Source organism: Chryseobacterium sp. JUb7, from assembly GCF_024806495.1.
Lineage (GTDB): Bacteria > Bacteroidota > Bacteroidia > Flavobacteriales > Weeksellaceae > Chryseobacterium.
Map to the genome: position 1 here is coordinate 663,872 of NZ_JANUFF010000002.1, position 15,539 is coordinate 679,410.

General features: G+C 30.8%; 9 protein-coding genes. 6 read left to right on the top strand and 3 right to left on the bottom strand.

Annotated elements, in window-relative coordinates:
• The first annotated feature begins 321 nt into the window (after window positions 1-321).
• The 5 genes from M2373_RS06600 (at window position 322) to M2373_RS06620 (ending at window position 7,116) form a co-directional block, all read left to right on the top strand.
• Window positions 322-750 carry a transposase gene (locus M2373_RS06600; protein ID WP_259108822.1) on the top strand — a complete coding sequence of 143 codons (429 nt, stop codon included), beginning with the start codon at window positions 322-324 and terminating at the stop codon, window positions 748-750.
• An 11-nt stretch (window positions 751-761) separates the two neighbouring features.
• Window positions 762-1,103 carry a helix-turn-helix domain-containing protein gene (locus M2373_RS06605; protein WP_259108824.1) on the top strand — a complete coding sequence of 114 codons (342 nt, stop codon included), beginning with the start codon at window positions 762-764 and terminating at the stop codon, window positions 1,101-1,103.
• An 87-nt stretch (window positions 1,104-1,190) separates the two neighbouring features.
• Complete coding sequence (locus M2373_RS06610) at window positions 1,191-2,744, top strand: hypothetical protein (RefSeq protein ID WP_259108825.1); 1,554 nt, start codon at window positions 1,191-1,193, stop codon at window positions 2,742-2,744.
• 550 nt (window positions 2,745-3,294) lie between these two features.
• The gene (locus M2373_RS06615; RefSeq protein WP_259108827.1) at window positions 3,295-4,818 is read left to right on the top strand and encodes a tetratricopeptide repeat protein; all 1,524 of its coding nucleotides are present in this window, start codon (window positions 3,295-3,297) and stop codon (window positions 4,816-4,818) included.
• Between the two features lie 789 nt (window positions 4,819-5,607).
• Window positions 5,608-7,116, top strand: coding sequence for a hypothetical protein (locus tag M2373_RS06620; protein WP_259108829.1), 1,509 nt, complete (start codon window positions 5,608-5,610; stop codon window positions 7,114-7,116).
• A 2,924-nt stretch (window positions 7,117-10,040) separates the two neighbouring features.
• On the opposite strand, the gene M2373_RS06625 is transcribed toward M2373_RS06620, so the two are convergent.
• Entirely contained in the window at window positions 10,041-10,694 is a 654-nt protein-coding gene (locus tag M2373_RS06625) for a hypothetical protein (RefSeq protein WP_259108830.1), read from the bottom strand.
• A gap of 162 nt (window positions 10,695-10,856) precedes the next feature.
• Window positions 10,857-12,374: a TROVE domain-containing protein gene (locus M2373_RS06630; RefSeq protein WP_259108831.1), complete on the bottom strand. Its 1,518-nt coding sequence runs from the start codon at window positions 12,372-12,374 to the stop codon at window positions 10,857-10,859.
• A gap of 489 nt (window positions 12,375-12,863) precedes the next feature.
• On the opposite strand from M2373_RS06630, the gene M2373_RS06635 reads away from it, so the two are divergent.
• Window positions 12,864-13,310 (top strand): VOC family protein, encoded by a 447-nt coding sequence (locus M2373_RS06635; protein ID WP_259108832.1) that lies wholly within the window; start codon window positions 12,864-12,866, stop codon window positions 13,308-13,310.
• A 303-nt stretch (window positions 13,311-13,613) separates the two neighbouring features.
• Here M2373_RS06635 and M2373_RS06640 read toward each other — a convergent pair whose 3' ends face one another.
• Window positions 13,614-14,714, bottom strand: coding sequence for a slipin family protein (locus tag M2373_RS06640; RefSeq protein WP_259108833.1), 1,101 nt, complete (start codon window positions 14,712-14,714; stop codon window positions 13,614-13,616).
• Window positions 14,715-15,539: the final 825 nt, after the last annotated feature.

The following is a 15,539-nucleotide window of genomic DNA, read 5'->3' on the forward strand; positions in this document are numbered from 1 at the left end:
GAGCTTTAGGAGTAATATTTTTCGTACTTAAACATTAATAAAGTTTAAAGTAGATATTTTTACCACGCGAAATTAGGATAACAATAAAGATGATCGCTAAAAAGCAGGAAGGTATTTGAATGCGCAAGAAATTCTTTAGATACTACTTACACGTACATTAATTTTATTAGAATTTACAAGGCATTATAAAATGAATATTTGCTATATAAACACGGATAAAAATAGCAAATCAATATTTTTGATAACTTAACGAAGAATTTACTAAAAAAACTCATATTCAGGCGATATTGTTTAACACACAAAAATATTTTATTTAATAAAATGTTATATAAAGACATACATATAGGTCAATTTATCAAAGAAAGGGTGAATGATATGGAAATTACGATTGACAGAATCTGTAATTTTTTGAATAAAGACGAAGAATTTGTTGAGAACATTTACAGCAGCAAATCAATAGATACAGATCTTCTTTTAAGGTGCTGTAAACTGTTAGAATATGATTTTTTCAGACTTTACAGTTCGCACCTTATATTGTATTCTCCACCTTCAGCGATTGATAAATCTACAAAAACAAAAACGAGTAATATTCCTTATTTCAGGAAAAATATTTACACTCAGGAAATTAAGAACTTTATTATCAGCAGAATTCTGTCTGGTGAAATGACTCATAATGAAATCATTAAGGAATATTCGATTCCTAAAAGCACGCTTCACCGCTGGTTACAGAAAAATAATAATAACGGATAAATCAAAATGTAATGCGCCCTAATTATACTAAAATTTATCATGATATGCTTCAGCAGGATCATCCTGATAAATTAAAAGACCCTAAAATAAAAGAGCTTTTAAAGAAACTCAATACCACAGAAGATGTATTGAATTTTAACGAAAAAATCTTTAAACAATCTAAAGAAAGTCAGCAAAATAACCAAAAACTGAAGACTTACGATAAGAAAACAATGCTTAAGCTTTTGCAATATCAAAAAAAGCATGAGCTTTCTACAAGTTTTATGTCTAAAAAATATAAAATAAGCAGAACGACAATTGCAAAATGGAAAAAAACTTTTGAAGAAGAAATAGAATTAGCATCCGGTGAATAATTTCACCGGATTTTTTTATTCAGTTTTTATAATTACTTTTATGAAAATTAATGATCATCATTATAATAACTTTAAGGGGCGAAAGTTATGAGTATTCCAACTAAAACTATTAGAATTCTATTCTTATTGTTTCTATTTCTTGCATCAGGCTACGCAGCTTCTCAGGAAAAGAAATTCAATGAGATTGAAAATTTATTAAAAAAATCAGATCAGTCATATGAAAATTATGACAATATAAAAGCGATCCATTACGCTTTAAAAGCCAAAGGTTTAGCTTTTAAAGATAATGATTCAAAATATTTGGCAGAAAGTTACTACCAGCTTTCTTTAATATTATCGGATCTTACCCTTACAAAAGAGAGTCTCTATTACGTAGATAAAGCTTTTCAGCAAAAGTATACCCAAAAAGATAAATTGCTTCAGGCTAAACTGACTGAGGTAAAATCTTACAACTATTATATCAGTGATCTTTCTCAAACTATAAAAGAAAGCTTTAAATCCTTAAAGCTTATTGAAAACGATAAAACGACTGAAGCCAGTAAATTCAGAGGAGAATTATATGTCGGAATTGCCGGTTATTATGAAAACACTAAAATCAATTTTGATTCGGCCTACATCTTTTACAAACTGGCTGAAAATGAATATAAAAAAGTACCGGAACGGCAAAATTATGAGAACTTAGGCGATTTTTACATACGATTAGGAGGAATTTCTATAAAAACGAATGATGAAAACCCTGAACTTTCAAAAGATGCCCGCAAAAAAAATTATGACCGCGGTCTTGATTATTATCAGAAATCTTTCAATCTTGTAAAAAGATACAACCCACCAACGCTGCAACCTCAATATCAAGCATTTGCAGATTACTATTACAGTACAGACCAATACCCTCAGGCATTAGAGTTTTATTTAAAATCAATTAAAGAAAAAAACTCGGTCAACAATCCTTATAATATCAGAACTTACAGAAATATTTCTGAGCTCTATGAAATCTTAGGAGATAAGGAAAACCACGCAAAATATAAAAATATTTTTGATCAAAAAATTGCAGAAGCTGATGTAAGAAAATCAAAAAATATAGATCATGTCATAAAAATGATCATTAATGATAAACAAGCCGAATATGAAGCTAATCAAACGAAAAAGAATACCTGGATTATTATCGGAATTGTTATCTTATTAATTCTTTTTTTCCTGATTTACAGAATCTTACATAAAAAACTAAAACATACAAAAAGTGTTATTAGTGAAGTGACCAATACACTACAGGCAAAAGAGGAAATTCTCGTTCAGAAACATATCGAAACCGAAGAGTTACAACTGAAAGTAAACGACGCCTATAACGAAGTCATAGAACTTGCCAAAAAAAATGATCCTTCATTTTATCTGCGCTTTCAGGAAGTCTATCCTGAGTTTCACAGAAAACTATTGGAAGTGATTCCGGATTTAAGAACATCGGAACTGATTCTTTATGCTTATACTTTTTTAGGCTTCAGCATTAAAGATGTTGCAGAGTATACCTATAAATCTGTAAATACAATTCGTAACAGAAAACAAAATTTAAGGAAAAAATTCAGTATCCCAACAGAACAGGATATGGGAATATGGTTAAGAAAACTTATCGATACAAAGGAGCAGTGAAAACATAACAATTTGTCTATCATTTAATTAACTAAAAGTAGTATATCAATAGTATGCTACTTTTTTTGTATTCTCACGAAATTTGTTTCAATTTGCATCAGTAAGTCAGTCGAAACATTTGATGAAATTAATTAACACAAATGAAATAAAAAGTAAAAATGAAAAACACAGATGATGACATCAGATAAGAGAAAGATTTACTAAAAACACAAATGATAAAACAGTACCGGGTATTTTTTTGCCCCCAATATTTATCCGGTATTTTTTTTAAAACACACAAATAATGAAAGCATCATATTGCCCCAATATATGATACAACATTAAATCCTCAATGATGAAAAAATTAATAACAGAATCCGGGATAGTGCTATATTATAGTATCATCCCTACTGTTATTGGTTACATTTATTTTAAAAAAAATCATTAATTAATCATAATAATAATTAAAAATAAAGTTTTCGATTATTATTAAGAAAATCTGGCTTATTTTTGCCTTCATTTAAATAGTAAGCCACATTCACAAATAGCTTTAAGGGGCGAAAGTTAGCATATGATTATTAATAATTTCATAAGGAAAAATATTTTCTTATTTATTCTACTATTATCAAATTTCGTAATTTGTCAGAATTCCAGTATAAGGGAAATTGATGACCTGCTTAAAAAAGCAGAACACAGCCATCAGTCATATAAAGATCGTGAAGAATTAGAATTAGCTCAAAAAGCAAACATTATAGCCCAAAAAGAAGGTAATTCGGAAAAAATAGCAGAAAGTTATTATATCATTGCTCGCTCATTCGCATGTTTAGAACTTCAAAAACAAAGCTTATATTTTGTAAATAAAGCTCAGAAAGAAAACTACAGTCTTAAAAATCCTTTGATTCAGGCTAAGCTGAAAGAGATAAAAGCTAATGATTATTTTACGTTATCTCTTCAATCTCAAGGAAAAAAAGAGCTGTTTGACATTATAAAACTTCTAAAAGAGAAAAAAGACACGTCCTCTATTAAACTTTTATCCAGGACATATGAATATATAGGGAACTTGCATTTTGATCAAAACAATTTAGATTCCTCATTTATCTATTACAAACGTTCTTATAAAGAAATTAAGAAACTTCCTGCCAGTAGTTCCACGAGTCGATTATTCAGTTATTACACTGCTATTGGTAATGCCTATTTAAAAAGAAAAAAATATGACTCGGCTTTATATTATTATGTTAAAAGTTCTGAAATAGATAAAAAACATAGATTTACTACAGGTTTTATATCTTCTATTTCATTAGGAAATTACTATAAAGAACAAAAACAGTATGAAAAGGCTTTGCAATTTTATTTAAAAGCTAATGAAGATTTAGAGAAAAATAACATTAACAATTATCCTTTTAATTATATCAACAAAAATATCGATCAACTCTACGCTCAGCTTGGTAATAAGGAAAAAGAAAGTGAATATAACTCAATACATTATGAGACCGACAGAAAATTAGCGACCGAGAGAGCCCGAAATGTGGACTATGCTCTTAATCTAATTTTAAAAGATCAGGATGATGAGTATAATGAGTCTCAGAAGAAAAAATACATCTGGATTATAATAAGCATCTCAGTTATTATTATTCTGTTTGTTATCATTTATAATATTCTCAGAAAGAATCTGAAGCACAAGGAAAATACAATAACAGAAGTTACAAAAACACTCCAAACAAAAGACGAGATTATTTCCAAAAAAAATATAGAAACAGAAGAGCTGCAGCTAAAAGTAAATGATGCTTATAGTGAAGTCATTGAACTTGCACAAAAAAATGATCCTTCTTTTTACTTTCGTTTTCAGGAAGTGTATCCTGAATTCCATAAAAAACTATTAGAAATCATTCCAACTTTAAGAACATCTGAGTTGACTCTCTGTGCTTACACATTTTTGGGATTGAATATTAAAGATATTGCTGAATACACTTATAAATCTCCCAATACAATTCGAAACAGAAAACAAAGTTTAAGAAAAAAATTCAGTATTCCGACTGAAATAGATATGGAAAAATGGTTAAAAGATTTACTTAATGAAGATACAGTACAAAAATAAAACAAACTTATAATCAATAACTTAAACAAAAGTAGTATGCAGATGGTATACTACTTTTTTCTTTTTTTCATCTTTTTTGTTTCAATTTGTACAAATGAATTAATTTAAATTATTTGATGAAAAAAATACTAAATTTTATCAAAAACAATTAAATTAATATTTATAAAATAATTGAACAATTTTAAAATCGAACTTATAAAAAGAGTTTAACAGCCTATTAAAATAATCTTCAAAACACAAATGATGAAAATTTATTCAGCAAAGAATAACTAAAAACAAGTACAGGATGAAAAATAATATCGGCTAATATGCCCCCAAATTATCCGATATCTTTAACACAAATGATGAAAAAATTTATTAAAAAGTAAAAGCACAAATGAAAAATAATACCGGGTAAAATGATCCGGTATTTTTTATTACAATTTAAGAAATTTCTATGCAGCATTCCAAAGCCGCTGACAATCGCGATATCTGAAAATTACAATTCTCTATTAGAAGTATAAACTTTTATAGCCGAATGAAAAATAACCTCTGAAAAAATATTTGCCTTACTATTTTCAATAAAAACACTAAAAAGCACAATAGTTCATGTATTTTTCTGACAAGTTAATTGAAAACTGCATGATGACTTATTTTACAATATTAATCAATACTTAATAAAATAGTTAATTTCAAGTAAAAAATAATAATAAATACGGAAATTCATTTAAATTTTTCGCAACACCTTTATTATAAGATCAACTGTTATATTTTTGTATTAATTAAAAAACACTTAATGATGAAATTAATATGAATAAAAAATCAAGCTATACTAAAAAATATATTCTTTTTTTATTTCTTATACTATCAAATCTTTTTATTTGTCAAAATGGTAAGTTTAAGGAAATCGATGAATTATTAGAAAAAGCAGAATACAGTCATAAAACCTATCAAGATTTAAAACAATTAGAATATGGGGAACAAGCAAATCTTTTAGCTATAAAAATCAATAACTCAGAAAGAATAACGAAAAGTTATTACTACATGGCGCGTGCTTTATTCAATTTAGATTTACAGAAGAAAAGCCTTTATTACATTCAAAAAGCTACAGAAGAAAAGTTCTATCAAAAAGATATTAAATGGGAAGCATTAATAATGGAAATCAAAGCTTATAATTACGGTTCCTTAAATCTAATATCCCAACAAAGAAAAGAATTATATAATATTCTAAAAATATTAAAAAATAGTAAAGACAATGAATCGATTGAAATACAGGCCAGAACTTATGCCAACATAGGACAAAAAGAAAAAGATTCGATATTATATTTTTACAAAGAACAAGGAAAGCTTTTAAAAACCTTGCCTGAAAAACAGTACTTTTCTGCCATGAGTGAGCATTATTCTTTTTTAGCATATATATATCTTGAAAAAAAAATAATGGATTCGTCTTTTTATTACATAAAGAAAAGTTATGATATAAAAAGAAAATACAATGACCCCGTTCTCTATATGCAGCATTCAGCCCTGGGTGAATATTATTTCCAGGAAAAACAATATCAGAAAGCTTTAGATTACTTCTTAAAGTCATTTGAAAATATGCAAAATTTTTCATCCAGAGCAAATGAAAAAAAATACGTGTATGAACGTATTATTAAAATCTATTCTATATTAGGAGATCAGGAAAATCAAAAAAAATATACAATCCTTAATAGCAAAATACAGACTGAAGCTGAAACAGAAAAGAGCAAAAGTATAGATTATGCTCTTAACGTTATTCTAAAGGATAGAGATAATCAGTATAAAAATTCCCGACAGAAAAGCTATTATTGGATTTTTTTAGGGATCTCCAGTTTAATAATTTGTTTCTTTCTGATATATAAATTATTAAGGAAAAATTTAAGACACAAAGAGGTCATTATTTTAGAAAAAACAAACATTTTACAGCAAAAGGAAGACATTATTTCTCAGAAAAATACAGAAACTGAAGAATTACAGCTAAAAGTAAATGACGCCTACAATGAAGTGATCGCATTAGCAAAGGCGAATGATCCCTCTTTTTATTTCCGGTTTCAGGAAGTATACCCTGAGTTTCAGAAAATATTACTGAATAATCATCCGGGGTTAAGAAATACAGAATTAACCTTATGTGCTTATACATTTTTAGGTTTTACCATTAAAGACATTGCTGAATATACTTACAAATCTGTGAATACAATCCGTAACAGAAAGCAGAATCTGCGTAGAAAATTCAGTATTCCTACTGAAAAAGATATGGGAATATGGCTGAGAGAGCTTACCCATCCTACCATTACTATTTAAGTCGAAAAATATCTGAGGATAAAATGATTTGAAATTCATAAAAACTCTGATTAACAAATCATTACAAAAAACTAGTATACAGATGGTAGCCTAAATCTTTTGATCTTTAAATAATTAACCGTCTATTTGAAATAGTAAAAAGTAAGAATTAGAAATAATAGAACTATGGCAATATTAATTTCATCCGATATTGCCTTCTATTATTAATATCGTTTAAGATTCTACATTTTATTTGCAATATAAATTAGTTTAATTCAATCTTCATAACAATCATCCACGAAGGTCTAAGATTCATTTCTTAGATCTTTTTTATTTAAAACTGTATGATCATTTTGAGAATAAAAAGAAAATATTTAAAATTAAATCAGGATCAGTGATCATAGTAATAAACTTACCCCATAAAAAATAAACAAATGATAATCAAATACTTGAATAAAAATAGTATATAAATAGTATACTGTTTTTTTTGTTTTTAAGTGAATTTTCTTTCTCTTTGCATCAGTAAAATTAATCAGGTATCTGAATAATTAAAAACCTTAAACACAAATGATGAAAAATTTATATCTGCAGGTAAGCCCCAATACCGATGATATAAAATGTATTAAACACAAAGACACAAGATGAAAAAAGTACTGTAAAACCAGTATAGATATTTAGATTTAAATTTTACTAAAAACACAAACAAATGATGAAATTTTGATTTCTGCAAATTCCGTAAAATTTCTGATTTCAAAAATGAAAAACACAAAATGAAAAAAAATTCAGTTAATGGTAAAAAAGGGCAGTATCTTAAAAAATATTGCCTTTTTATTTCTCCCTCAATCTAACATTCTATTTTAATATCTTTAATAAAAAATCCGATGAAAGTTTATTCATCGGATTTTTGCAAGGTAACTATCGAAAAAAGTAATGGGGCAGCGTTATGCCGGAGTCGAATCGGATAATCTTGCCGGAATTACCGGCTTCATTATTCCTCCCCTTCAAATGGTAACGAAGTAACTTTTTTCTACGACACCCACATATTTTTAAACAAGACAACAATCAAAAAGCGTATTGTCGTGCTCTAACCAACTGAGCTACTTTTCCTATTTAGATTTTGTGTTTTTGGACTGTGGAAAAGGCGGGACTCGAACCCGCGCCCCCGTCGTAATGAGCGAAGTAACACTATTCTACGGCACTTGTTTATATTTTTAAGGCAAATAAGGCAACAGGCGAAAAAGGTGTGCTCTTTTCAGAGCGCCGCTCTTACCCATTTTGGGCAGTGAGCCGGCAATTCTACATCTGCGAGAGACTTGCGTTTTCTTCAGAAAACTTTTGCCCGGTTGGTTTTCAACCCAACTTCGCCAGTTCGGTCGCCCGAATTACGCTACCTTAGGACCGTTATATTTACGAAGGAACCCTTCTCTACGGCACTTATTTGCATAAGTTTTAAATAAAAAGAGGCAAAAGACGAAAAAACTCTTTATATAAATCATTTTCAGATTTATTCTGGAGTCGAACCAACATCATAAGATTAACCGAAGTAAGTTTTCTCTAACGGCACTCTTCTTTTTTCTAAAATCAAGGTAATAATTACAGAATCTTTCGTGCATTTGCTCTACCTTCTGAGCTACCTCTCCTTTTCGAGGGAAAAGGCAGGAATCGAACCCGCGACCCAATGTTTACTCAATCTCGAAGTATGATTCTAAAACGACACTTGATTTTTTTTTATTTTGTATAAACTTAATTGTTGTATTATTCATAAAACTTTTCTTTAAATTTCGAAGTCCGTGCCTGACTCAAAACTAATTTTTTCCAGACACTCCTTCCTATATTTTTTAAATCAAGGTAATAATTGCAGAATCCTTTCTTTATCATTTGCTCTACCATCTGAGCTACATCTCGTTTACAACAGAAAAGGCAGGAATCGAACCTGCGACCTAATGAGCCACAATCGAAGTATGATTCTAAAACGACACTTGATTTTTTTATTTTTTTTAAGATCGAGCAATATGGCGAAAAGGCTCATATTCAATTAGAATTCGAAGGATTCCTTTTCTTACGGCATCGATTATTTTAAAGTAAGGTAAAAAATCAAACAGAGACCTGACCGCGACGTGATAACCAATTACACTATCCTGAATTTTCAGGAGCAGGATTTGAACCTGCAAAACCGCCCTTTAACGAAGTAACTCTATTTTACGACACTTACTTTTTTAAATTTTCATAGTTATTGTTTTTTGTTGAAGCAAAATTATTGCATTAGTGCGCATTCTTTTTACGCAATTAAATATTTTTAATTAAAAACCAAGTAACAGGTTATAAGAGTTTTTGAATATTGTTCAAATTGGAAGTTTGACGATGGAGCTCTTAAGATAACGACATTGGTTAGTTTAAACCGAGCAAAATAGCGAAAAGACTCTAGTTCAAGTGGAAATCGAAGGAATTCTTTTCTTACGGCATCGATTATTTTTAAAAAAGGTAAAAATCAAACAGAGACTTATCGACAGAGCGATACCATTACGCCATTCCCAAATAGGAAACAGGATTCTAACCTGTATTGCTGCCCCCTGAAGTAACTCTGTTTTACGACACTTCTTTTTTTAATTTTTTATGGTTATTGTTTTTTGTTGAAGCAAAATTATTGCGTTAGTACGTATTCTTTTTACGCAGTTATTTTTTTCTTTAATATTTTATGTTTTGTTCGTTTTGCCTTGAAGCAAAAGAACCAAAAATTCAAGACTTGGAAATTCCAGCTAAAAATTTTAAAAACTTCCTAAAATCTAAAAAATCAAGACTTTATATTTCCAACGCTTGTTCAAACAGTGGATATTTTTTAACGGAATTTTCCAAATTTTCTTAACGCCTCCATTTCCTAGGTCGCTTTTTACTACTGTTCTTTTTTAGGTCATTGCGAGAAATGAAATGACGAAGCAATCTCAACATCACATTCCTGTCATTAATTCTGAAATTTTTCCTGCATTTTCAATATTCATTTTTTTAAGAATTTCTGTGATCTTATTTTTAAATTTTATCTGATGTTGCATTACTTTTTCAAATTCAATTTTTAATTCAGATTCCTTAACCTCAAAAATTGGCTGTATGTCTATGGTATCTTTTATATTTAATTCAGAATAATCTGAAAATTGAATTTTTCCATTTTCTTTTTTATAGAAAATCCACGGATGCCCAATCCATATTTCTGACCAATCGGAAGTTTTATTATCAAAAATTTTCTTCCATTCTTTTATATTTCGAATATCTCCACAGCAAGTTGGAGTTATCAAAACCTGATCATTATCTTTTAAAACAATACCTCCATCAAAAGCTATAATTTGATCTTCAAATTCTTCCAAATCAATCTCCTGAAGATTTGTTTCTAAAATCATTTGTAAATTTTCATCATCAATAGTTTCTATATCAACTAAATAGGAATCTTTCTGGATCGTATGAAAGCCAAGATCTAATTTAGAAACTGTTTCTTCCCATTTTCGATACCATTCATTATGATCTGGGTAGTCAGAGGGTTCGGGCAGTTCATATTCTTCTTTAGAATATTTTAATGGACTGACTTCTATTGCATTAATGAGTTTCATCATAATTTATTGTTTTTCCTAGCCCCGATTGCAACGGTATCCTTTTGTGTAGCGAAGCATAATAAAAGATATAGCACTTCGACAAGCTCAGTGTAAATTCCAAGCGGGAAATAGCTCCTAAAAAAATTAATGGTTATTAGTTTTTATTTTTAAAAGCAGTGCCTTTTACAGCACTACTTTTTTTATCATTGCTACCGCTGATTTTCGGTCTTCCAAAGCATTCAGTACATCGAAAATTTTGTCGGACCAACCTGCGATAAGGTATACATCATTTTTTCTGATATCCAGCGGTTGTTTTCCGTAACCTGCCAAATCAAAAATATACAATTTTGCATTCGGATTGAAACTTTTGTATTGATTCCACGAGTTTTCGAAAGAATTCCTACCGCCATTGCTATCCCAAAGCTGAGTGTCGGTGAACAACATTACTTTATCCACTTTTTCATTTTTTCTGATCAAATCTTCAATCACAAGATAACCGTTTGTGGAGTAACCTACTTCACCTTCTCTTTTGTAGAACGCATCCACGTTTCTCAGAATACCGTTTTTAGGCATCGGGACTCTCTTCCAGGTGTCTCCAAACATACCGGAAACCACATTTTTGCACTGTGACTGCAACATCATTGACATCAACAGTCCAATATCGTACAATAACACTTTAGATTTCGGAGAAACAGGCTGTTGCATCGAACCTGAAACGTCTGCCGCGATCACCACCGAAGTATCAAAACCAAAACCTTTGATATTTTTTGCACTCACCATCACGGCATCTTCCAATGCTTCAAGGATTGATGAAGTATATTTTGAATCGATCGTTTTCAGTTCTCTGTACGCCGCTAAAAATCTGAATGGCAATTGTTTTGAATTTCTTACCGCTTTTTCGTTCGACAGATAATTACATACTTTGTACATTGCATCTGATGAAACGTCGGCTTCCATAATATTTCTTAGGTTTCGCAAGGTTGCCATATAGCCCAGTTTATTACTATAAATCAGTTCTTCCCATTTATTTTTGAAAGCTGACTTTCTTTCCGCATCATTGGTAAATTTTGTCTGACCCAGCACCGAAAGTTCAACTTCCCAAGTGTATGGAGTTTCCAACGAATCGTTTACGATTTTATTGAAAATAGCTTGTTGATTTTCATCTTTTGCTTTTGGGTGAACCAAAAACAAAGCATCTTTCAAGGTTACTTCAGCTTTTCTGTTGTATTTTGCAAACTGGTATTCATCAAATTTGTTGAAAGATTTTACCAAACCTTTTTGAATTTGTTTTGAAAGCTTATTCAGTTTTTTCAAATCCGTTCTTTCGTTGGCCAATTGGTAATACGCCAGCAACTCTGTGATTTCATCTGCTCTCTGGATCACTCCGTCAACCGTTCTGCTCACCAGGTCTGTACCTGAGGTCTGTTTTGCCAATTCGGTCGTTAAAACCAATGGAATTGAACGCAAATACATGTCTTTTCTCGCATAAATTGCCAATTTTGCAACAAATTCAGGATCGTTTTTCTTAATCAGAGACTGGATTCTTACTAATCTGTCATTTCCTTTTTCATAGGTTGTGTTTGATAATCCTGTTGTAACAACAGCACTATATAGTTCTTCTGCAAGTGTCATTGTAAATGCTTTTGCACCTTGGTAATTCATTACTACGTTATTTGATTTTCTTAAAAAATTAAATTTCATGGTTACTGTTTTTAGTTAAACATTTTTGGAGGATTATCATTTCCTCTCTGATTTCTTATGCAAAGTAAGGATGCTTTTACGCAATCTTTTTGCGTAGTGTAAATTTTTATGAAAAAGTTTTTATTTTTTTGTTGGAAAATCGCAAAGACAAAATGTTTTTTCTTTATTGAGGATGTTTTTAAAACGCAAGGATTTTTATCTGCGATAAAAATTTTGTTGCTCCATTCTTGAGAGAAGCTTAGTGAAAAGAAAATCTAAAAATAAATATTCACAAAGTTTGTCTTTTCGTAGAAATTCTAATCGGTTTTTAATTACTGAGATTCCACACTCCACTTCGTTTCGCTCTAAATGACAAACATAACGCTGAACAAAAAACAATCAGCAAACAACCAAATACAATCTGTCTATCATTCATTTTAAATAAGGAAATTGCTAATTTGGAGTTTTTGGAAATCCGTTGTGTAGCTTTGTTTCATTAAAATTAAAACTATGATTAAAGGATTATATGAAACCCATGTTCAGGTAAGTGATTTGGAAAATGCTATAGAATTTTATACTGACATTTTAGGATTGGAATTAGCCCACAGAGACGAAACCCGCCCGATTGCATTTTTATGGATTGGAAAAAATAAAGAAGCCATGTTGGGTTTGTGGGAACAAAAAGAAAATTTACAAACCAGACATTTAGCTTTTACAGCCGATAAAGAAGATATTCTGAATTATTCTGTTGAATTTCTGAAAAATAAAAATTTAAAGCCTTATAATTTTTTGAAAGACGGAATCGACAGACCCATGGTTTTTGCCTGGATGCCGGCTTTGGCCATTTATTTTAATGATCCGGATGGAAATCAACTGGAGTTTATTTCGATTTTGGAAGGCGATGGAAAACCTGAGTTGGGCGTGCTTTCTTATGAAAATTGGTTGGAAAGGAAATAAATAAAAAAGACAAGTTTACAATGTAAACTTGTCTTTTTGTAGTCTCGATGAGATTCGAACTCACATTCCCTATCGGCATTGCGGCTGTAAATACGCTTCCCTACTTCTCCTAAGATTTTCGGTGCATCTGTAAACTCTACCCATTAGTCCGCGCAGGTCTAACCGGAATATCCGCAAACTCTACGGTTACGAAATTTTACCGTAGGCTTTTCCTTTTAAGCTACGAGACTGGTTTCTAATTTTTTAAAACAAGACGGGCTCTGCATTCACAAAACCCGTCTCTATAATGATAGTTATTAGTTTCTATTTTGTAAAGATTTCTTTCAGCTGAGAAACAATATTGCTGTTTCCGGAAACGGTGATATCTCCAATTTTGTCGGCGATTTTCTCCATATATTCCATTTCTTTCAGCTTCCAAAGAACTTCGTTTTCTTCCATTAATTTCGCTGTGTTTAGCAAACTTCTTGTGGAAGCAGTTTCTTCACGTCTCATAATGCTGTTGGCCTGAGCTTTTTTCTCCGCAATCAATACCTGATTCATGATTTCTTTCATTTCGCCTGTCAAAATCACGTCTCTGATTCCTGCATCAGATGCTTTCAAGCCTAACTCTTCAGCTTTATTTCCAAGATTTTCCAGGATTTCTTTTCCTACAGAATCTTTTTTCACAAGCAACTCATCTAATGTCAACGCTCCAACGAATTCACGCAAAGCCAACTGCATCAAGATATATAATTGCTTATCATATTCTTTATTTTCCATCAATGCTTTTTCGATGTTTTCCACCTGAAAACGCACATAGAAATTGATACGCAGCATCGCTTTATCTTTCGTCAGCAATTCCTGACCTGCAATTTCCATTTGCTGCATACGCATATCTGCGGATTTTATTTCGATTAAAATTTCATTGTTCCAGAAATAATACGTTCCGGCATCCAAAACTTTGGTCAGTTTTCCGTCAATCAGCAATATTCCTTTATATTGATTTGTGACCACAAACTTTCTGGTGAAATTTTTCAACTTCATATTTTCCAGTATTGTTTTAGAAATTTTTTCTGTGATTTCAACTTTCGTCAAGTCGATTTTTTGAAATTCTCTCTTTACAATATCTTTCCAGAAAGCATACTGACCAACATTTAAAACTTCCTTGAATATTCCGTTTTCATGTACCAAAACAATTTCACCATCTTTCACCTCAATCACTTCAAGCATTGAATTCAAACCTTCATTTTTCAATAAAAGATTGAGATCTTCATTTGTTTTAAACTGGCTTTTCATCTCATGAATTTCAACAGTTTTATTTCCGAAAATCCATTGATTCCCTTCTTTTAAGATTTCAACCAGGTTTCTGTTTTTAAAAACCAAACCAACCTGATATGCTTTAATTTGTACATTTTTAAACATCATATTTTATTTTAAGTGTTATTATTATTAATTTTAATAAAAAAGGAAAATCCAAGAATCTTCTTCCAAAATGGCGGAAGAAAAGTTTTTCATGAAATTCCATTCAATTCAGAATCGTATTTTAAACTTATTTTCTAATTAATCAGATCTTGGGCGTGTCCCTTTCCATCGCTGAAAGCAGCAACTCGGGTCGCTGTGAACTTTCGTTCGTAAGCTTCATCAAAAGCAATATTTAATTGCTTTCAATTCACTTATGCTTCTATCTTTTTTGCTAACAAAAAAGGATATCCGTTACCATCGCTCACGCGGAAAACCGTCCTTCTCAGAAAATTCAATTCAACTATTGACTATTCATCATTCAAATTTTATTTTCAGAAAAATCTTTTCTTACAGGCTTTTTCAAAATGTCGATTTAACGACTGAAAAAACTTAGACTTTCCTATAAAAGAGATATTTTTTTAATGAGAAACATTCAAAACTCTAATAAAAAATAGATTTTGAGTCTATTTTCAACCTACAGTGAAAGTGTAGTGCTCTAACCAACTGAGCTACCTCATTCGAAGTGAGGGAGGGAGTCGAACCCTCGCATCCAAAAAAGCTATTACTCTAACCAAACTGAGTTATATTCCCTCACGGAAATAGAAGGATTCGAACCTTCGACCTATAGCGCGTGGTAGAAGTTTTTTGGCAAACTCCTCAAACCTTCAGGTCAAGCTGAACAGAATAAAATAAATGTCTCTCAACAAATTTTTCTGCAATGGTGCTATACAGAAACACTCAACATGACCTGCCTGATATCTTGACTAAAATCTGTTTTTCAAAATTTTA

Excerpts from the sequence above, each read along its gene's own strand:
- M2373_RS06630 (WP_259108831.1), bottom strand. The coding sequence starts at position 12,374 with ATGAAATTTAATTTTTTAAGAAAATCAAATAACGTAGTAATGAATTAC.
- M2373_RS06640 (WP_259108833.1), bottom strand. The coding sequence starts at position 14,714 with ATGATGTTTAAAAATGTACAAATTAAAGCATATCAGGTTGGTTTGGTT.
- M2373_RS06615 (WP_259108827.1), top strand. The coding sequence starts at position 3,295 with ATGATTATTAATAATTTCATAAGGAAAAATATTTTCTTATTTATTCTA.
- M2373_RS06635 (WP_259108832.1), top strand. The coding sequence starts at position 12,864 with ATGATTAAAGGATTATATGAAACCCATGTTCAGGTAAGTGATTTGGAA.
- M2373_RS06605 (WP_259108824.1), top strand. The coding sequence starts at position 762 with ATGCGCCCTAATTATACTAAAATTTATCATGATATGCTTCAGCAGGAT.
- M2373_RS06600 (WP_259108822.1), top strand. The coding sequence starts at position 322 with ATGTTATATAAAGACATACATATAGGTCAATTTATCAAAGAAAGGGTG.
- M2373_RS06610 (WP_259108825.1), top strand. The coding sequence starts at position 1,191 with ATGAGTATTCCAACTAAAACTATTAGAATTCTATTCTTATTGTTTCTA.
- M2373_RS06620 (WP_259108829.1), top strand. The coding sequence starts at position 5,608 with ATGAATAAAAAATCAAGCTATACTAAAAAATATATTCTTTTTTTATTT.
- M2373_RS06625 (WP_259108830.1), bottom strand. The coding sequence starts at position 10,694 with ATGATGAAACTCATTAATGCAATAGAAGTCAGTCCATTAAAATATTCT.